This is a genomic window from Oxalobacteraceae bacterium OTU3CAMAD1 (assembly GCA_024123915.1).
Taxonomy (GTDB): domain Bacteria; phylum Pseudomonadota; class Gammaproteobacteria; order Burkholderiales; family Burkholderiaceae_D; genus Rugamonas.
The window spans coordinates 3,975,883-3,994,955 of record CP099650.1 but is presented as its reverse complement, the minus strand read 5'-3'; the positions used below and the strand labels follow the sequence as shown (position 1 = coordinate 3,994,955).

General features: G+C 63.6%; 15 protein-coding genes. 4 read left to right on the top strand and 11 right to left on the bottom strand.

From position 1 onward, the window contains the following. Positions 1-189 precede the first annotated feature (189 nt). Together NHH88_17315 and NHH88_17310 are read left to right on the top strand one after the other, a co-directional pair. Complete coding sequence (locus tag NHH88_17315) at positions 190-5,160, top strand: response regulator (GenBank protein ID USX11475.1); 4,971 nt, start codon at positions 190-192, stop codon at positions 5,158-5,160. 105 nt (positions 5,161-5,265) lie between these two features. Further along, entirely contained in the window at positions 5,266-5,520 is a 255-nt protein-coding gene (locus NHH88_17310; protein USX11474.1) for an NHLP-related RiPP peptide, read from the top strand. 95 nt (positions 5,521-5,615) lie between these two features. Here NHH88_17310 and NHH88_17305 read toward each other — a convergent pair whose 3' ends face one another. From NHH88_17305 to NHH88_17295, 3 genes are all read right to left on the bottom strand, one after another. Beyond that, positions 5,616-6,665 carry a hypothetical protein gene (locus NHH88_17305; GenBank protein USX11473.1) on the bottom strand — a complete coding sequence of 350 codons (1,050 nt, stop codon included), beginning with the start codon at positions 6,663-6,665 and terminating at the stop codon, positions 5,616-5,618. A 100-nt stretch (positions 6,666-6,765) separates the two neighbouring features. Then, positions 6,766-7,914, bottom strand: a complete 1,149-nt coding sequence (locus NHH88_17300; protein ID USX11472.1) for a putative peptide maturation dehydrogenase — start codon at positions 7,912-7,914, stop codon at positions 6,766-6,768. A gap of 86 nt (positions 7,915-8,000) precedes the next feature. Continuing rightward, positions 8,001-9,125, bottom strand: a complete 1,125-nt coding sequence (locus NHH88_17295; protein ID USX11471.1) for a Fic family protein — start codon at positions 9,123-9,125, stop codon at positions 8,001-8,003. 470 nt (positions 9,126-9,595) lie between these two features. Here NHH88_17295 and NHH88_17290 point away from each other — a divergent pair, with 470 nt between their 5' ends. Beyond that, entirely contained in the window at positions 9,596-9,943 is a 348-nt protein-coding gene (locus NHH88_17290; GenBank protein ID USX11470.1) for a hypothetical protein, read from the top strand. Between the two features lie 230 nt (positions 9,944-10,173). Here NHH88_17290 and thpR read toward each other — a convergent pair whose 3' ends face one another. From thpR to cyoA, 8 genes are read right to left on the bottom strand one after another with little or no spacing between them, the layout of a single operon-like run. Continuing rightward, a complete protein-coding gene (gene thpR / locus NHH88_17285) occupies positions 10,174-10,767 on the bottom strand; it encodes an RNA 2',3'-cyclic phosphodiesterase (protein USX11469.1) in 594 nt (197 codons plus the stop codon). Further along, a complete protein-coding gene (locus NHH88_17280) occupies positions 10,767-11,315 on the bottom strand; it encodes a response regulator transcription factor (protein USX11468.1) in 549 nt (182 codons plus the stop codon). Before NHH88_17280 ends, thpR begins: the two co-directional genes overlap by 1 nt. Beyond that, on the bottom strand, positions 11,305-12,681 hold the full coding sequence (locus tag NHH88_17275; protein ID USX11467.1) for an ATP-binding protein: 1,377 nt from the start codon (positions 12,679-12,681) through the stop codon (positions 11,305-11,307). Before NHH88_17275 ends, NHH88_17280 begins: the two co-directional genes overlap by 11 nt. Positions 12,682-12,699: 18 nt before the next feature. Continuing rightward, positions 12,700-13,485, bottom strand: coding sequence for an SURF1 family protein (locus NHH88_17270; protein ID USX11466.1), 786 nt, complete (start codon positions 13,483-13,485; stop codon positions 12,700-12,702). Further along, positions 13,482-13,892, bottom strand: coding sequence for a cytochrome o ubiquinol oxidase subunit IV (gene cyoD, locus NHH88_17265; protein USX11465.1), 411 nt, complete (start codon positions 13,890-13,892; stop codon positions 13,482-13,484). The genes NHH88_17270 and cyoD overlap by 4 nt, the downstream gene beginning before the upstream one ends. Further along, entirely contained in the window at positions 13,889-14,518 is a 630-nt protein-coding gene (gene cyoC / locus NHH88_17260; protein ID USX11464.1) for a cytochrome o ubiquinol oxidase subunit III, read from the bottom strand. Before cyoC ends, cyoD begins: the two co-directional genes overlap by 4 nt. After that, positions 14,511-16,517: a cytochrome o ubiquinol oxidase subunit I gene (gene cyoB, locus NHH88_17255; protein ID USX11463.1), complete on the bottom strand. Its 2,007-nt coding sequence runs from the start codon at positions 16,515-16,517 to the stop codon at positions 14,511-14,513. The genes cyoC and cyoB overlap by 8 nt, the downstream gene beginning before the upstream one ends. A 2-nt stretch (positions 16,518-16,519) precedes the next feature. Continuing rightward, positions 16,520-17,515, bottom strand: coding sequence for a ubiquinol oxidase subunit II (gene cyoA, locus NHH88_17250; GenBank protein ID USX11462.1), 996 nt, complete (start codon positions 17,513-17,515; stop codon positions 16,520-16,522). Between the two features lie 135 nt (positions 17,516-17,650). Between cyoA and NHH88_17245 the strand changes: the two genes are divergently transcribed. Next, positions 17,651-18,988 carry an MFS transporter gene (locus tag NHH88_17245; protein ID USX11461.1) on the top strand — a complete coding sequence of 446 codons (1,338 nt, stop codon included), beginning with the start codon at positions 17,651-17,653 and terminating at the stop codon, positions 18,986-18,988. Positions 18,989-19,073: the final 85 nt, after the last annotated feature.

The window sequence follows — 19,073 nt, the reverse complement described above, 5'->3', positions numbered from 1 at the left end:
GACTTTCGGCCGGCTATTCCGTATGCTGATAATCACTTGCCGGGAGAGTGCCCTGATTTGAACGCCCACGCCCTATCACCGCATGCCTGTATCGCCGCCCTTTGTCGACTTTTTCGGCTATGCTGTGTCGTCCCGCTGTCCCGTGTCGCCTTCGCGCCGGCGGCATGCCTGTGCCTTCTGGCCGGCGCGATGTCGTTCGGCCCCGCCCGGGCCGGCGCCGAGCGCTGGGATAAATTGGCCACCCCGCTGTTTGAACATCTCGGACTCGAACAAGGCTTGCCGCATCCGGTCAGCATGGCGCTGGCGCAGGACGGCGACGGCTACATCTGGATCGGCACGCAGAGCGGGCTGGCGCGCTGGGACGGTTACCGCGTGCGCAGCTTCCACCACAACGCCACCGACCCCACCAGCCTTCCCGGCGATTTCATTCAAACCCTGCACGTCGACGCGCGCGGCCGCCTGTGGGTCGGCACCGCCGCCGCCGGCCTGGCGATGTACGACAATCGCAAGGAACACTTCGTCCGCCTCAACGAGGAGTTGAGCCATGGCCTGGTGAGCGCGATCGCCAGCGACGCCAAGGGCAATCTGTGGATAGGCACGCCCGCCGGCCTCAAATTCTACGACGCCATCGCCGGCACCGTGACTAGCCATACCCGCGAGACCGCGCCGGGCCTGCCGGACAACCAGGTCCGCGCGCTGCTGGCGGACCGTTCGGGCAACCTGTGGATCGGTACCGGCACCGGACTGGCGCGGATGAAACCCGGCGGCGCCATCGCCGCCATTCCGGTCGGCGCCGCCGGCCAGGGCGGCTGGAGCGACACCGTCATGGCGCTGGGCGAGAACAGCCGGGGACAGATCGCTTTCGGCACGCTCAAAAGCGGCATCGGCACGGTCGATCCGCTGGCCGACAGGGGTCAGCTGGTCGCGCTCAAGGGCGTCAAGGACATGGAATCGAACATGGTGCTGTCGGTCGCCGAGAGCACGCCGGGCACCTGGTGGGCCGGCACCTACGGCGGCGGCATCGTCGAGTATCACACCGCCACGGGCCGCAGCAACCGCATACTGCACCAGCCGGCGGTGCCGCTCAGCCTCAGTAACGACCGCACCGCCGCGCTGCTGCGCGACCGCAGCGGCATGATCTGGGTCAGCACCGAGCGCGGCGTCGACATCCACGATCCGCACAGCGAGAGCATCGACTCGGTGTTCGGCGGCGAGGGCAAGCTGGAGGCGGCCGTCACCGCGCTGATGACCGACAGCCGCCGCGAGGTGTGGATCGCGCTGGCCGACCAGGGCATCGACATCGTGGCGACCGACGGCACCCGGCGCGCGGCGCTGCGCCCCGACCCGCACCAGCCGGAAACGGCGCTGCCCAACCGCGTGGTGCTGGCGCTGGCCGAGGCGGAGCCCGGCGAGGCCTGGATCGGCACCCAGCTCGGTTTGTACCGCACCCGGGGCGGCGGGCGGGCCGCCAAACGCATCGCCCTGCCGCAGGAAAACCAGTATCCGCGCATCGGCACCATCCTGAAGCGCGACGGCCAGCTCTGGCTCGGCACTTTCGAAGGACTGCTGCGCTACGATGTCGCCGCCGGCACCATCAAGCGCTACGTCCAGGGACCGCCGGAGGGCGGCGGGCTGACCGACAACCGCATCCACGCCGTGATCCCCGATGCCGACGGCGCGCTGTGGATCGCCACCCGCAACGGCCTCAATCGCCTCGATCCGGCGACCGGCAAGGTGGAGCAGATCCACGCCGCGCCGGCCCTCCCCACCGCGCTCTCCGAGGCCGTTATCAGTTCGCTGGTGATCGACGGGCGCGGCCGGCTTTGGGTGGGCACCTACGGCGGCGGCATCTGCGTGATGACCGGGCGCGATGCCAGGGGCGCGCCGGTGTTCGAACGGGTGGGCGTCGCCGAGGGACTGTCGACCGGCACCATCATGGCCTTGCAGTCGGACCCCGCCGGCCGCATCTGGGCCGCCACTTCGGACAGCATCGCCGTGGTCGACGCCACCACGCTCAAGGCGCGCGCGCTGGCCCGCGCCGACGGGCTGGCGTTCCGCACCTTCTTCATCGGCGCCAGCACCGTCACCAACGAACGCGATCTGCTGTTCGGCGCCACCTCCGGCATGGCGGTGGTGGACTCCGCGCGCCTGAACGACTGGGCCTATCGTCCGCCGCTGGTGATCAGCGCCGTGCGGGTCGACCAGCGCGCGCTCACGCCCGACCAGCTCAGCGCCCCCGAAGGTCCGACCCTGACCCTGACGCCCGACACCCAGAACTTCGAGGTGGAACTGGCGGCGCTGGACTACTCCGCGCCACAACGCAACCGCTACGCCTATCTGCTGGAGGGCTTCGACCGCCGCTGGACCGAGGCCGACGCCAGCCGCCGCGTGGCCAGCTACAACAGCCTGCCGCCCGGCACCTACCGCCTGCGCCTGCGCGGCAGCAACCGCGAGGGCCTGTGGAACGTCGATGAACTGTCGCTGCGGGTGGTGGTGCTGCCGGCCTGGCACCAGACCTGGTGGGCCCGGACCGGCTACCTGCTGGCCGCCGGCCTGCTGGCATGGGCGCTGGTGCGCTGGCGCGTCAGACAACTGCACAACAAGGGCGAGGTCCTGCAGGCGCTGGTCTACTCGCGCACCCGGCATCTGGAAAAACTCAACGCCATCGTCAAATCGATCAACGAGCAGCTGGACTTCGACGCGCTGCTGCAGACCATCCTGCAGGAATCCACCGTCATCAAGGGCATCGATTCGGCCCTGGCGCTGGTGCGCGAAGCCGGCACCGAGACGCTGACCTTGCGCGCGGCCTGGGGCCGCATCGACGCCGCCGCCGACGCCTACAGCATCGACCTGCGCCAGGCGGAGCTGCGCTACGCCCCGCCCGAATCCATGATCGCGCCGGACATCTTCGAAATCTACCATCACAATTCGCTGCCGGGCGACGTCTGCGCGATGCTGGCGGTGCGCGTGGTGATCGACGGCCAGGTCGAGGGCTATCTGATCTTCGAGAACTACCAGTACCAGACCAAGTTCGAAGCGAGCGACCTCGATCTGCTCAAGGCGCTGAAGGAGCCGTTCGTGTCGGCCTACCAGAAGGCGCGGGCGCTGCGCATGATCGAGCAGGCGCGCGCCAACGCCGAAGCGGCCACCCGCGCCAAGAGCGAGTTCCTGGCCAACATTAGCCACGAGATCCGCACGCCGATGAACGCCATCCTCGGCTTCGCCGGACTTGGCACCCACCTCGACCTGCCGCCGCAACCGCTGGACTACTTCCGCAAGATCGGCCGCGCGGGACAAAGCCTGCTCGAGATCATCAACGATGTGCTGGACTTCTCCAAGATCGAATCGGGCAAGCTGGAACTGGAGGCCCTGCCCTTCGACCTTCCCGACACGCTCAACCAGCTGGCCGACCTGTTCTCGTGGCGCGCCGCCGAACGGGGTCTGGAACTGGTGATCTGGTCGGCCCCGGACGTGCCGGCCAACCTGCTGGGCGACCCGCTGCGACTGAGCCAGATCCTGGTCAACCTGGTGGGCAACGCGCTCAAGTTCACCGTGCGCGGCCACATCGAACTGCGGGTCGAGCTGGACCCGAACCTGGCCGCCGCCGACGTGGTCCCCGGCGCGTTCGCGCTGCGCTTCACGGTGGAAGACAGCGGCCTTGGCATCAGCGGCGAGCAGCAGGCGCGCCTGTTCCAGGCCTTCGCCCAGGCCGACGCCAGCACCACGCGGCTCTACGGCGGCACCGGATTGGGACTGGCGATCTCGCAGCAGCTGGTGCGCAAAATGGGCGGCGTGATCGCCGTCGACAGCGAGCCCGGTGTCGGCAGCAGCTTCAGTTTCACCGTGCAGCTGCAACCGGCCGCCGACCAGACGCCGCGCCTGTTACCGGTTCCGGCGCAGGCGCTCGGCAAGCGCGTGCTGGTGGCCGACGATTGCGAAGCGGCGCGCCACATGCTGCAGATCCAATTGGGCGGCCTTGGACTGCAGGCGCGCGCCGTGGCCTCCGGCGCGGCGGCGCTGGCCGCGCTGCAGCTGGAACCGTACGACATCCTGCTGATCGACGCCGACATGCCGGAGCTGGACGGCATCGAAACGCTGCGCCGCATCGGCGCCGACCCGGCGCTGGCCGTGCCGCCGGCCATCCTCATGGTCACCGCCTACGCGCGCGAGCACAATATCGAGGCCGCCGAACAGACCCGCCGCATGCCCTTCATCGACAAGCCGGCCAATCCCTACCTGCTGCGCAGCGCGATCATGACGGCGCTCGGCCTGGACGCCGGACAGCCCGCCGTCAAGCTGCCCGCCCCGCCCTCGTTCGCGGTCCAGCGCATACGCGGCGCGCTTGTACTGGTGGTCGACGACAACAGCATCAACCAGCAGGTGGCGAGCGAAATCCTGCAGCGCGCCGGGGTCCGGGTCGACCTGGCCGCCAGCGGCGAGGAGGCGGCGCGCATGGTCCACGCGCGCCAGTACGACGCGGTGCTGATGGACATACAAATGCCCGACATGGACGGCTACCAGGCCACGGCGCTGATCCGCGCCGACGAACGCCACGCCGCGCTGCCGATCATCGCCATGACGGCGCACGCGGTGGCCGGCTACCGCGAGCGCTGCCTGAACATGGACATGAACGACTACGTCACCAAGCCTATCGATCCGGACACGCTGTACGCCGTGCTGGCGACCTGGGTGGAGCACGATGCGGCACGCGCGCCGATCGACGAGCCGGACGCGCCGCGCGGCGCGGGCCTGCCGCCGGCGGCGCCGCCAAGCGCGCGCCCGGGCATCGACATGAACGCCGCGCTGGAACGCCTCGGCGGCCACAGCGCCCTGCTGACGCGGCTTTTGAGCCTGTTCGCCCACGACTTCGGCGCCATTTTGCAACACATTCATGATGCAATCGACGCCGGCGATCTGGCCCGGGCGGCCGAACTTGTACACAAGATCCGTGGCGCGGCTGGAAACATTTCCGCGCCCGATCTTTTTAAGGCGGCGACGGCGCTGGAGGAGCGTCTCAGAGAGCGGGAAACCGCGTTGCCGCAACTGTTGAGCGATTTCGAGCAGGCCTTCGAGATCGTCATGCACAGCGCGCACGACGAGATCGCCAAACAATCAGCGGCGCCGCCCGCGAGCATGGAAAACACCGGGCAAACTCACTAGCATATTGCTATGTTGAAATTTCTTGAGGTCGGTCAGGCTTTGTCCTAGCATGGACTTGCGTATTGATACGCATCAACCTGCTCCCCGCATACGAAAGGTGACCACATGGCCTCGCATTCCCCGCAAGATCTCGACCTGCTGCTGTCCAAACTCTCCGGCGACGACAGCTTCCGCCAGAGCTTCCTGAGCGATCCGCAAATTGCGCTCGATGGCTTGGGCATCCGCATCGACGCCGCCCAGATTCCGGCCCTGCGCAGCCTGCCGTCGAAAGAAGTCCTCGCCGCCAATCGTCATGCGATCAAAGGCAAACTGGAAAACGCCGCCGGCGCGATTCCGTTCTTCCTATCAGGCCAGCGCTGAACGCCCAACCCACAGGGCCAGGCGGGGTCGGACCCGCGGGGTCCGACCCCATTGCGCCAACGCCGGCCCATCGTTTAGCTATGCGGGTTTGCAGTTTATTTAAAATTCACTTTCGCCAGTTCGCCCTTGTTGCCGCTGGCCCAAGCCGTCTTGCGGCCGGCGGCAAAGCTGATCGCGTCGAAGCCGGCGACCGATGCCGGATACGCCAACGGCGTCCACGTCCTGCCGTCATCCCGCGACACATCGGCGCCTGACGGACCGACGGCCACCAGCGACTTGCCGCCCCCGGGCAAGTACTTCACCGCCGAGCGGTAACCGGACAATCCTTTTTCACGCACCAGCGACCAGCTCTTTCCGCCATCGCTGGTGACGGCAACGTTGTTGACGGCCGCGCCTTCGCGCTTGTAGTCGCCGCCGACGATCACGCCATGCAGCGCATCGCGGAACGTGATCGAAAAGATGCCGGCCGACTCGCTGGTATCGAGCGGCGCCTGGACGACGCTCCAGGTTTTACCGCGATCGCCGGTGTGCAGCACCCGGCTGCCGGTGGCGATCCAGGCGTCGTCGCGGCCGACCACGGCGATGTTGGACCCGCTGGCCGAGAATGATCCCTCGTTCGGCAACGCGGGCGGCAGCGCGGCGGCGGGAATCTTGCTCCATGTCGCGCCGCCGTCGGCGGTGCGCAGTATCTGAAAGCGGCCGTCGATCGAATCGCCGATCACCAGGCCACTGTCCGCGTCCCAAAACGTCATCGCGTCGAGGAAGCCTTTTTCATCGGGATTGACATACTGCTGCGTCCAGGTGACGCCGGCGTCGGTGGTCTTGAAGATGCGAGAGGCCGTGGACGGCCCGATGCTCAACAAGTAGGCGGTGCGAGCGTCGACGGCGTCGATATCGCGGAAATCGAGCGGCGTGGCCTGGGCATCGACCGGCGGTGTAAGGCTGCGCCAGGTGGCGCCACCGTCGGCGGTGCGCAGCACGGCGTTGCCCGCGCCGCTGGCCCAGGCCACATTGTCATCGACAGCGCTCACGCCGCGCAAGCGACCGGCGACGCCGCTAGCCTGCTTGTCCCAAGTGGCGGAAGGTGCATCGGCAAACGCGCACCCGGCGAACAAAACGACCGGCAGCAAAAAAAGAGTTTTCATAGGCGGAGGATGTATGAGTCAACCATACATCATAAACACGTAGGGCGGATTAGCGAAGCGTAATCCGCCATGCAAGCGCCGTCAGGAACCCAAGTCAGCGTCACGGCTCATACCGCATCTCCACCGTATCCTGCGCCCCCGACGCCGCGCCGCACCCACAAACCGCCACCACCATATCCTTGAGCGGATCGAGCCCCAACGCCCGCTCGATATCCACCTCATTGACAGCAGCCGTCACAAAGGCCGGCATCCCCGCCTCCGTCGCCAGCAGATAAAACGTCTGCGACAAATGCCCCGCGTCCAACAACAACGCCCGATAAGCCTTGGCGTGATTACGGTACTTCCAAAAATTCCGTTCCACGCGCGCCGCCAGCACCACCATCATGGGCGCATCGACAAACCAATCCTGATCGGCCACCATGCGCATCGCCAGCTCCGCCGTCTGCGTGGTATCCATCGCCACCAGCGGCTCCAGCGCGTGCCGCACCGGGTGGTAGTGATACAACCCCGGCGCCACGCCCTCCACGCGCTGCGCCAGCACATACGCCTCCGTGGGATGCAGGCCGCCGGCCGAGGGACTGAGCTTCTTCAGCACAAAGGCATCCGGCGCCATCTCGCGCTCGCCCTGCGAGCCGAAGGCGCGTTGCAGCAAACGCGAGGCGGTGGCCAATGGCAGCGTGGCGACCGGATCGAAATTACGGCCGGTGTAGCGTTTGAAAAGCGTCTCGTCCAACCCGGCGCGCTCCGGAACCGGCAACATCAACGCATCAGCGGCGGCGCCGCGTTCGATGGCGGGGCCCGGCGGCGTGCCGTACGACTCAACCAGCTCCTCAAAGCTGGGAAACTGCATGCCCTTATCGACCCGCATATCGCCCCAGCGGCTAAACATATGCGCGGCGGCGGATAACGGCCGCCAGTGCTGCGAACGCAGTACCTCGTCGCGTTCCCGAATCGCCGCGCCCTCGGGCGCATCACTCATTAGCAGGCCGTGCGCGAGCAAACGCCCGATGACGTCGGCCGACGACTTCCGCTCGCAGACGGCGCGCTCCTGCCACAAGGTCAGGCTGATGCCACCCAGGGCCAGCATCTCGTCGCTGCCGATCTCGACCTCGGCGCCAAGATGCGGCGCCAGCGCGATCCAGCGCACCGTCGAGCCCAGCGCGCTCTCGCCGGCGAACAGCGAAGACCAATCGATATCGAGATCCTCGCGGGGCTCGACAAACAGCACGGCGCAGCGTCTGATCAGCATGATGGTTCACCTCGTAAAAACCCCTGCCAGTTTGTTCCAGTCTGACGCTAACTGCACCTTTGCAATCCACTGCCAAGTGCGAGCGTTCACAATGCCAGCCCACTCAACTCGTAACCGGTGCTGCGCCCTCCGGCATCCGTTTTGCGGAGCACTCCACGCCGCACAAGATCGGTGATATCACGCAGTGCCGTGTCGGTCGAACACTTGGCGATCGCGGCCCACTTGCTGGTCGTGAGCTTGCCTTCAAAGCCATCAAGCAATTTGTTGAGCAACTTGACCTGGCGCTCGTTCATCGGCGCCTCTGCCCATTGTCGCCAGAAGCGCGCTTTCCACAAAACGACATCGAGACCGAGATGAGCCTGTTCGACCGCGCTTCTCAGCGCATCGAAAAACCACAGAAGCCATTCGGTGACGTCCATCGCACCCTTCTGCGTCCGCTCCAGAATTTCATAGTATGCCTTGCGCTGGCGCTGGATTTGCGCGGATAGGCTATAGAAGCGCTGAGGACATCCCTCGGCGCGCGCCAGCAGCAGATCGCCGAGGGCGCGCGCGATACGGCCGTTGCCATCGTCGAATGGATGCAGTGTCACCAGCCACAAGTGTCCGAGACCGGCCTTGATCAGCGGAGGAACATTTGAATCCGTGTCTATCCAGTCGAGAAACAGTGCGGTTTCAGCTTCAAGCGCGCTTGCGGGAGGTGCCTCGAAGTGCACCCGTTGCCTGCCGACGGGACCGGAGACCACCTGCATCGGGCCGTTGACATCGTCGCGCCAGGCACCGACATTGATTTTGGAAAGGCCTGAATACCCGGTAGGAAACAGCGCCGCATGCCAAGCGAACAGGCGATCCCGCGTGACCGGCGCGTGGCAATTGGCCGTCGCATCGAGAACCATTTCAACTACGCCTTCCACATGGCGATCAACTGGCGCAAGGGCACCGATGTCGACGCCAAGACGACGGGCGATGGACGAGCGAACGGAGGAGACGTTGAGCGCCTCTCCTTCGATTTCGCTGGTTTTGACGACGTCCTCGGTCAGTGCGGCCAGACTTGCCTGGCCGCGCAGTACCAAGCCGACGTCAGCCAGACGACCGACCAAATGCCCCTGCGCCCTGCTCACCTCGGCCATGGGCGTAGCCAGCACGGCAAGCTCAAAGCGCCACGCCGGCCAATCCCGGGCCTGCCAGATATACGTGTAATAGCCGCTATTCATGCGGTGATTATTCGCCACTTTCGCCGCACAAGCAAGATATTTACCGCATCTATTGCGAGAATCGACCCGTGTGCACCGCTTGTTGCCGAACTAGAATTCATGCGCGCCGATAGCGACGGCAAGCCGATACTACGAGGTTGAACTAGAAAAAGTCATGATCGCCAACATGGATCAGTTGATAGACGAAGGCGACATTTTGCGCGACGACATGTCGGGGGCGCTTGTTCGCGGTTCGATGCGGTCTACGACCACGATGCGACGCCGAAACTCATTTGTCTGTTTGTCGAGCGTCCCCAAGTCAGGTTGATCTACTTCAATGACGACGTCATACAGCAGGCCGTTGGCGGGGTGATCGTAAAGTCGGCGATCGGTTTGTCTTCACCAGATAGCGAAACGGCGTCATCGTGCAGGTGCCGTCCTGTATCCCAAGGATTTGATGAAGTGACCTTGGCGAGGGTTTGAAGCACCTCATGGCACCTGAAAGTATCAATAGCAAGATGAGAGGTTACGGTAACGACATCCAGGCGATCTTGATGGTGGAGTGCATCAACTGGACCATCAATCGCTGGAAAACTCATGACCTGGATCCGAAAATAAGATTTCAACTCTATGCGCTGATTACAGTTGCAAAGTACACATACGATCAGACGGTATGGCCTAAGTGGTTCGGCGCTGAGAAGGCTCCCCAATTTTCGGGACGGCAGCAAATTATCTTTTCGGAGGCGTTGCGGGCCATGAAAGAATTTGAAGAGGACTTGGAGCGAACTGGCAAGAGCAAGAACGATTACAAGGTGCCACAAATTCCTTTCAAATACTGAATGTCAAAGAGCCGCAGATAGCGATTCAGTGTCACCAGCGAGAGGATTAAAGAAGGAAATCACCTCTTGCTACTGCGGAGAATGACCATACTGGCCTTCCCCCCAACGTCACGGACACTTCTGCTAGGCACATTTTAGATTTTCAAACTGTGCTGGCGAAGATAGTCAATGGTGGAATCCCGTCGACGTGATCAAAGATAAAAAGACCGTATTAGGCTACCGCAACATGGTTAAATCATGCCGAGCGGCCAACGCGCCACTGTGGTATACGCTGGTTGATTCTGGCCAATCCGGCTATGCAGCAGCACCAATTCCCGCACGGTCCACTGGATCGCCGGTACCGGCGCCGGAGCGGCGGTGACATCGTCGTACAGCAGCGTGACATGCGGCGTATAGCTGGGAGGATTGCCGGCGATGCCGACCTTGAGCAGCGCTTGCGCCAGATTCTTGTAGAGCGCCGTCAGCCCAACCACGCCGTCGCCGCCGGTCAGCACGAACGGCCGATTGCGTGAACGATTCACGAAGGTCTGCGCCGTGTCGAAGGCGACATCGAACTCGGGCGTTGCGGCGGCTATGGACGCAGCCGCCTGCTCCGCGCGCGCGACCAGGCTGGCCGGCATGCCCGGAAAGTCGCCCAGGTTGCACAAAGTGGCGTGCAGCTTGGCGTCGACGATGGGCCGGCCACGCATGCCGTGACGGGCTTTCAACTCCGCCGTGACCTGATTGATCCCGGCAACCGCCGCGCCATCCGGCATCACGGCAAAAAATATCCGGTCCGTCAGTTCCGGTTCAGGCTCGAAACCGGGAAATGAAGCTTGTGTCACTATTTAACCCGCTGCTTTTCCAGCTTGCGCGCCAGGGTGCGGCGGTGCATGCCGAGCCGGCGCGCGGCTTCCGAGATATTGAAATCGGTCTCCGCCAGCACCGTGTGGATATGCTCCCACTCCAAGGTCTTGATCGACGTCGACCGGTTGGTCAGCTCCAGCTCGGCCGAGCCGGCGACGTGTTCGAACGCCGCCTCGATATCGTCGGTATTGGACGGCTTGGCCAGATACTGGCAGGCGCCCAGCTTGATCGCCTCGACCGCCGTGTTGATGCTGGCGAAACCGGTCAGCACCACGATCAGCATCTCCGGATCGTGCTGATGCAGCATCTGCACGCAGGCCAGGCCGGACGAGTTGCCCTTCAATTTCAAGTCCACCACAGCGTAGCCGGGCGAGTGGTCCACCAGCACCGCGCTGGTCTCGTCGACGTTCTCGGCCAGCAGCACCTTGTAGCCGCGCCGTTCGAACGAACGGCTCAAGGTGCGGGCGAAAGCGGCGTCGTCCTCGACCAGCAACAGCAAACGTTGTTCAGTTTCCTCAGTACTCATGATTAGCTTGTTCCGATTTGATTTCGATGGCCGACAACGGCAGCGTCAAACGCACCATCGCCCCACCCTGCTCCAGGTTGCTGGCGGTGACGGCGCCGCCCAGGGTGCGCGCCACGTTCACCACCAGGAACAGCCCGAGCCCTCCGCCCGGCCGTCCTTTACTGGAATTATATGGTTTGCCGAATTGCGCCAGCATCGCCTCGGCGAAACCGGGACCGGCGTCGGTCACCTGCAGCACCAAGGCGTCGTCCTCGCGGCTGGCTTCCATGCGCAGCCACTGCGGCGACGCCTCCAGCGCATTATCCAGCACATTGCAGATCATTTGCTTCAGTGTTGAATCGGACACCACCGGCAGGTCGGGATCGATGCGATTCTCGAACTCGAACGCCACCACCGGACGGCCGATGCGCCACTCCGCCACCACCTCGTCGAGGAAGGTGTTGATGGTGGTCGCGGCCGACGATTCGCCGCGCGTCTCGCCCGCCGACAGCAGGATGCCGCTGACGATGGACTTGCAGCGCTTGAGCTGCGTCTGCATCTCGGCGATTTCCTCCAGCAGCACCGGATTGCCCTTGAACTCGGGCATGTGCTTCCAATCACCGAGGATGACGGCCAGGGTGGCCAGCGGCGTGCCCAGTTCGTGCGCGGCGCCCGAGGCCAGCAGGCCCATACGGATAATGTGCTCCTCCTCGGCCGCCCGCTGGTGCAAGGCGGCCAGCTTGGCGGCGGTGGTGCGCATGTTGCGCGTGATGCGGCTGATGAACACCACCAGCAGCGCGGCGTCGAGGATGAAGCACACCAGCATGCCCTGCACGTACAGGCTGAGGATGCCGCGTTCGTGGTCTTGAGGCAGCCGCAAAGGTTCGGAGAACAGCGCCAGCCAGGCGATGCAGGCGCCGGTGACGGCGACGATGGTCCAGGTCGACCAGGCTTCCAGCAGCACCGCGCCCAGGATCACGTGCAGCAGGTAGAGGAACACGAAGGGGTTGGTGGCGCCGCCGCTCAAATAGAGCTGGGCGGTCAGGCTGGCGACGTCCACCGTCAACGCGAGCAGCAGCTCGTTGTTGGAGACGAACTGGTTTTCCTGCCAGCGCAGGGTGCTGGCGATGTTGAAGGCGATCAGGCAGGCCAGCACGTTGAGCATGGCCGGCATCGGCAGTTGCACGTCGAGCAGCTGCGAGGCGGCGGCGATGGTGGTGATCTGGCCGATCACGGCGATCCAGCGCAGCTGGATCAGCTGCTGCATGTTCTTGTGGCCGGCCGCGTGCGTGATGGTGTTGGCCGACGCTTTCACGGCGGCCAGCGGTTCGACCACGGGGGCGTTGGGACGACCGCGGTCGAAGGGGTTGGGGTATTTTGTCGCCATCCCCGTTATTTTACGTGATCAACGTCCCCCACGTGTATCCCGTGCGACCCACCAGGTGGCGACAGCCACCATCAACGCCAGCCCAAACCAGGTCAAAGCATAAACCAGATGGTTGTTGACGAAGGAGACCACCGTCAGCCCGCCGATCGGGCGCACGGTTTCTCCCGGCAAATCGACCTGCGCTGAGGCGGCGTCGGCATCGACGTAATACGGCGCCACCGCCGGCAGACCGCGCGCCTTGGCGATCGCCTGCAAGTCGCGTGTGTACCAGTAATTGCGCGCCGGCTCGTTGGCCCGCAGCGAGCTGGTCTTTTCGCTGACGCGCAGCAGGCCGGTGACCGTCACCGCCGGGCCGCCAGCCACTGCCGCGCAGGCGTTGGCCGCAGCGGGCGCCGGCGCCGGACGCGGACTCCAGCCGCCCGTACCCGCCGGCACGAAGCCGCGATTGACCATGACGATGCCGCCGTCTTGTGTGCACAGCGGCGTCAACACCCAGTAGCCGATGCCACGCTCGAGCGACGCCAGGGTCCACGTGGTCGAGGCCGGCAGGTACACGCCGCTGAGGCGCACGCGGCGGTATTCGTCGTCCTCGGCGCTGAGCGTCGGCCAGTCGGCGATGCCGGGCGCGGCCGTCGGCGCGGCGTGCACGCGCTGGTCGACCCGCTCGATCAGCGCCAGCTTCCATTGCAACCTGAATATTTGCCACGTTCCCAAAGCAAAAAACCCTGCGAACATCACCCCGGCCACCAGGGCCAGGATGACGCGCAGGGCGCGGGAACGTTGGCGCGGTGCGCCAGTCGTCATTTCATGTCGTGCATGCTGTGCACATCCGAGCCCATCGACGGCATCATGTTCAGGTTCATGTGGTACATGACCCAGATCGAGCCCGCCAATACGATCAGCAGCAACACTGCGGTGAACAACAGGGCCAGCATCGACCAGCCGCCTTCGTTCTTGCCGTTCATGTGCAGGAAGTAGACCATGTGCACGACCACCTGGACGGCGGCAAAGGCCAGGATCACGGCGGCCGTGGTGCTGGACTTGTCGAACACCTTGGCCATCACCAGCCAGAACGGAATTGCCGTCAGGATCACCGACAGCACGAAGCCGATGGCGTAATCCTTCAGGCTGCCGTGGGCGCCCTCTTCGCCGTGGCCGTGGCCATGATCGTCATGACCGTGGCCATGACCGTGATTGTGTGGCGCGCTCATGGCAGAACTCCCATCAGGTAAACAAAGGTAAATACACCGATCCAGATCACGTCCAGGAAGTGCCAGAACATCGACAGGCACATCATGCGCCGATTGTTTTCGACCGTCAGACCGTGCTTTTTCAGCTGGAACATCAACGTGATCAGCCAGATCGTACCGAAGGTCACGTGCAGACCGTGGGTACCGACCAGCGCGAAGAACGAGGTCAGGAACGCGCTGCGCTGCGGACCGGCACCGATGTGAATCAGGTGCATGAACTCTTCGATCTCCAGGAACAGGAACGCCAGGCCGAACAGGCCCGTGATCCCCAGCCAGATGATGGCGAACTTCAGGCTCTTGCGCTGGGCGGCGATCATGGCAAAGCCATAGGTGATCGACGACAGCAGCAGGAACGCGGTGTTCAGCGCGATCGTGCCCAGCTCGAACAGCTCGGCGCCCGACGGGCCGCCCGCGTAGTTGCGGCCGAGCACGGCGTAGGCCGCGAACAGGCCGGCGAACAGCAGGCAGTCGCTCATCAGGTAGAGCCAGAAGCCCAGCAACGTGCCGTTCTCCGGGTGGTGGTCGGCTACGTAGTAGCGCGCGCTTGGGTCGTCGCTCATGGCGGCGTTAGCGGTTATATCAGACATGGCTTTCCAGCAAACGAGTGTGCGCTTCTTCGGTACGGATGACTTCTTCCGCCTTGATGTAGAAATCGCGCTTGTAGTTAAAGGTGTGCTTGATGATGGCGACCATCATGGCGACGAAGCCGACGATGGCCAGCGCCCACATCTGCCAGACCAGGGCGAAGCCCATCACGAACGACAGCGACGAGATGATGAAGCCGGCGGCCGTGTTTTTCGGCATGTGGATGTCGACGAAGCCCTTGGTCGGACGCTTGTAGTTGTGCGCCTTCATGTCGGCCCAGCTGTCGCTGTCATGCACCACCGGCGTGAACGCGAAGTTGTAGTCCGGCGGCGGCGACGAAGTCGCCCATTCCAAGGTACGGCCGCCCCATGGGTCGCCGGTGACGTCGCGCAGCTTCGCGCGGTCGCGCCACGACACATAGATCTGGATCAGGAACGCGCCGATACCGCCGGCGATGATCAGCGCGCCGATGGCGGCGATGACGAACCAGATTTGCAGCGACGGATCTTCGAAGTGGTTCATGCGGCGGGTGACGCCCATGAAGCCCATCACGTACAGCGGCGTGAACGCGACCCAGAAGCCGACCAGCCAGCACCAGAAGCAAACCTTGCCCCAGAATTCGTCGAGCTTGAAGCCGAACGCTTTCGGGAACCAGTAGTTCATGCCGGCGAACAGGCCGAACACCACGCCGCCGATGATGACGTTGTGGAAGTGGGCGATCAGGAACAGCGAGTTGTGCAGCACGAAGTCGGCCGGTGGCACGGCCAGCATCACGCCGGTCATGCCGCCGATGACGAAGGTCAGCATGAAGCCCACGGTCCACAACATCGGCACGTCGAAGGTGATGCGGCCCTTGTACATGGTGAACAGCCAGTTGAAGATCTTCGCGCCGGTCGGGATCGAGATGATCATCGTCGTGATGCCGAAGAACGAGTTGACGCTGGCCCCGGAACCCATGGTGAAGAAGTGGTGCAGCCATACCAGGTACGACAGGATGGTGATCACGACGGTGGCGTACACCATCGAGGTGTAGCCGAACAGGCGCTTGGCGCTGAAGGTCGAGACGATTTCCGAGAACACGCCGAACACCGGCAGGATCAGAATGTAGACCTCAGGGTGGCCCCAGATCCAGATCAGGTTGACGTACAACATCGGGTTGCCGCCGAGGTCGTTGGTGAAGAAGTTGGTGCCGACCATGCGGTCGAGCGACAACATCGCCAGGGTAACGGTCAGGATCGGGAACGTCGCGACGATCAGGGCGTTGGTGCACAGCGCGGTCCAGGTAAACACTGGCATCTTCATCAGGTCCATGCCCGGCGCGCGCATCTTGACGATGGTGGCGATCAGGTTGACGCCGGACAGGGTCGTGCCCACCCCGGCGATCTGTAATGACCAGATATAGTAGTCAACCCCCACGTCCGGACTGGCCATGATGCCCGACAGCGGCGGGAACGCCAGCCAGCCGGTCTTGGCGAATTCGCCCACGAACAGCGACACCATCGTCAGCATGGCGCCGAAGGTGGTCATCCAGAACGAGAAGTTGTTCAGGAACGGGAACGAAACGTCGCGCGCGCCGATCTGCAGCGGCACCACGTAGTTCATCAGGCCGGTGACCAAAGGCATTGCCACGAAGAAAATCATGATCGTGCCGTGGGCCGTGAAGACCTGGTCGTAGTGGTGCGGCGGCAGGAAGCCGGCGTTGTCGCCGAAGGCCATCGCTTGCTGGGCGCGCATCATCAGCGCGTCGGCGAAGCCGCGCAGCAGCATGATGATACCCAGGATCATGTACATGATACCGATCTTCTTGTGGTCGATACTGGTGATCCAGTTCTTCCACAGCGGGCCCCACAGGCGGAATTTGAACATGACGGCGAGGAAGGCCAGGCCTCCCAGCGCCACCATGGCGAAGGTGCCGATCAGGATGGGCTCATGCAGCGGGATCGATTCCCACGACAGGCGACCCAGGATCGGGTGGTTGGGTGTCAAGGTATGTTCGGACATGGTCATTCTTTACGGGTAGGTTGGGCGGTGGCGGCAACGTCAGTCTCACAGACGTCTTTGTCCAGCGCTTTGACTGCGGCCGCCGCCTTGATGCGTGTGGCGTCCTGGTGCATCAGGGTGTTCATGCAGACCGAACCTTCAACGACGCAACGGTTCAGCACGAGGTCGTACAGACCCTTGTCGACGGTACCGAAGTGCATGATCGGGTGCTTAATGGTCGGCTTGTCCAGGGTCACGAACTCGGCGCGGGTAAGCGTGCCGGTGGTAGCCTTGGTCTTGGCGACCCACGCGTCGAAGTCGCCCTGGCTCACGCCGTGGTACTTGAAGCGCATCTGCGAGAAGCCGGCGCCGCTGTAGTTCGACGAGAAGCCGTCGTACACGCCCACCTTGTTCATCACCGCGTTCAGCTGGGTCTCCATGCCGGGCATGGTGTAGATCATGCCTGCCAGCGCGGGGACGTAGAACGCGTTCATCACGGTCGACGAGGTCAGCTTGAAGCGCACCGGCACGTCGATCGGAGTCACCAGTTCGTTGACGGTGGCGATGCCCTGCTCCGGATAGATGAACATCCACTTCCAGTCCATCGACACGACCTGGATCTCCAGCGGCTTGACGCCGGCGGCGATCGGACGGTTGGCGTCGAGGCGGCTGAGCGGACGGTACGGGTCCAGCAAGTGGGTGTAGATCCAGGTGATCGCGCCCAGCACGATGATGATCAGCAGCGGCGCGCCCCAGATCAGCAATTCGAGCTTGGTCGAGTGATCCCAGTTCGGTTCGTACTTGGCGGAAGTATTTGCCTTCCTATAGCGCCAAGCGAACAGACAGATCAAAATCATAACGGGTACGATAATCAACAGCATCAGCAATGTGGAAACAATGACAAGGTTTCCTTGCTGGGCAGCGATATCTCCGGACGGGTTCAACACGACCGTGTTGCAGCCGGCAAGCCACAACAACGGTGCGAGGAATAGCCCACGACGTGCGATAGGAGGAATCATGCGGTAATTTACGTCACAGAATATGGATAACATGCTACTGTACCTATTACGGAATGTTCTTGCCATTGGACACTTTGTCCTAGTGGTCCAGGGACATGATCGTAATAAAAATTAATTTACTTACGAGACGAGACCATGGCCAATACGACTACATTAACGGGCGTCGTCCCTGAGCATCAAACCAGCCAAGGCGCGCGTAACATCAATGCCAGGGATGGGGATATTTCACCAGGCGAAATCGCCATCGGCGTGGTCATCGGCCGCGCCTCCGAATACTTCGACTTCTTCGTCTACGCGATCGCTTCGGCGCTGGTGTTCCCGTCGGTGTTCTTCCCGTACGAGAGCCGCCTTGACGGAACACTATACGCTTTCGCGATTTTCTCGCTAGCATTTATCGCCCGGCCGCTCGGCACTGTGGCGTTTATGGCAGTACAACACCGGTTCACCAGGGAAGCCAAGCTGATGCTCGCGCTGATGGTGATGGGCGTGTCCACCGCCGGTATCGCCTTCCTGCCCGACTACGCGTCGCTGGGCACCACCTCCATCGTCATCCTGTCGCTGCTGCGCATCGGCCAGGGCATCGCCCAGGGTGGTTCATGGGACGGCCTGCCGTCGCTGCTGGCGCTCAACGCGCCGGAGCACAAGCGCGGCTGGTACGCCATGCTGGGCCAGCTGGGCGCGCCGATCGGCTTCCTCATCGCGGCCGGCCTGTTCGCCTATATGATGGCCACCTTGAGCTCGCTGGACTTCCTCGACTGGGGCTGGCGCTATCCGTTCTATGTGGCCTTCGCCATCAACGTGGTCGCGCTGTTCGCCCGCCTGCGCCTGGTTACCACCCATGAATACTCGCACCTGCTCGACGAGCGCCAGCTGGAGCCGGTCAGCGTCGTCGAACTGCTGAGCAAACAGGGCCGCAACGTGCTGATCGGCGCGCTTGCCGCGCTGGCCAGCTACGCGCTGTTCCACCTGGTGACGGTGTTCCCGCTGTCCTGGATCAGCCTGTATTCGCCGCGCTCGGTGTCCGGCTTCCTGCAAGTGCAGATGGTCGGCGTGGTATTGATGACGATCGGCATCATTATTTCGGGCCTGGTGGCCGACCGCTACGGCCGCCGCCGCACCCTGGGCACCCTCGCCATCATGATCGCCGTCTTCAGCGCGGCCGTGCCGTCGCTGATCGACGGCGGCGAAATCGGCCAGGACATCTTCATCCTGGTGGGCTTCGCGCTGCTGGGCCTGTCCTACGGGCAGGCCGCCGGCGCCGTTACCGCCAACTTCGAACAGCGCTTCCGCTATACCGGCGCGGCATTGACGTCGGATATCGCCTGGCTGGTCGGCGCCGGTTTCGCGCCGCTGGTGGCGCTGGGCGTGTCGGCGCACTTCGGCCTGGCCTATGTCGGCCTGTACCTGCTGTCGGGCGCCGTGGCCTCGCTGGCGGCGCTGAGCCTGAACCGCAGGCTCGATATTCGCAATTGATATAGAGTGATATATACTTAGCAAATAATAAGATGTAATCAAACCTGCTTCAGGAGGCGGGGCCGCACATCGCGGCCCCTTTTCT

What these genes read in the sequence shown, in the direction of transcription:
- NHH88_17315 (USX11475.1), top strand. Translation starts at nt 190, where the DNA reads ATGTCGTTCGGCCCCGCCCGGGCCGGCGCCGAGCGCTGGGATAAATTG.
- NHH88_17310 (USX11474.1), top strand. Translation starts at nt 5,266, where the DNA reads ATGGCCTCGCATTCCCCGCAAGATCTCGACCTGCTGCTGTCCAAACTC.
- NHH88_17305 (USX11473.1), bottom strand. Translation starts at nt 6,665, where the DNA reads ATGAAAACTCTTTTTTTGCTGCCGGTCGTTTTGTTCGCCGGGTGCGCG.
- NHH88_17300 (USX11472.1), bottom strand. Translation starts at nt 7,914, where the DNA reads ATGCTGATCAGACGCTGCGCCGTGCTGTTTGTCGAGCCCCGCGAGGAT.
- NHH88_17295 (USX11471.1), bottom strand. Translation starts at nt 9,125, where the DNA reads ATGAATAGCGGCTATTACACGTATATCTGGCAGGCCCGGGATTGGCCG.
- NHH88_17290 (USX11470.1), top strand. Translation starts at nt 9,596, where the DNA reads ATGGCACCTGAAAGTATCAATAGCAAGATGAGAGGTTACGGTAACGAC.
- NHH88_17280 (USX11468.1), bottom strand. Translation starts at nt 11,315, where the DNA reads ATGAGTACTGAGGAAACTGAACAACGTTTGCTGTTGCTGGTCGAGGAC.
- NHH88_17275 (USX11467.1), bottom strand. Translation starts at nt 12,681, where the DNA reads ATGGCGACAAAATACCCCAACCCCTTCGACCGCGGTCGTCCCAACGCC.
- NHH88_17270 (USX11466.1), bottom strand. Translation starts at nt 13,485, where the DNA reads ATGACGACTGGCGCACCGCGCCAACGTTCCCGCGCCCTGCGCGTCATC.
- cyoD (USX11465.1), bottom strand. Translation starts at nt 13,892, where the DNA reads ATGAGCGCGCCACACAATCACGGTCATGGCCACGGTCATGACGATCAT.
- cyoC (USX11464.1), bottom strand. Translation starts at nt 14,518, where the DNA reads ATGTCTGATATAACCGCTAACGCCGCCATGAGCGACGACCCAAGCGCG.
- cyoB (USX11463.1), bottom strand. Translation starts at nt 16,517, where the DNA reads ATGTCCGAACATACCTTGACACCCAACCACCCGATCCTGGGTCGCCTG.
- cyoA (USX11462.1), bottom strand. Translation starts at nt 17,515, where the DNA reads ATGATTCCTCCTATCGCACGTCGTGGGCTATTCCTCGCACCGTTGTTG.
- NHH88_17245 (USX11461.1), top strand. Translation starts at nt 17,651, where the DNA reads ATGGCCAATACGACTACATTAACGGGCGTCGTCCCTGAGCATCAAACC.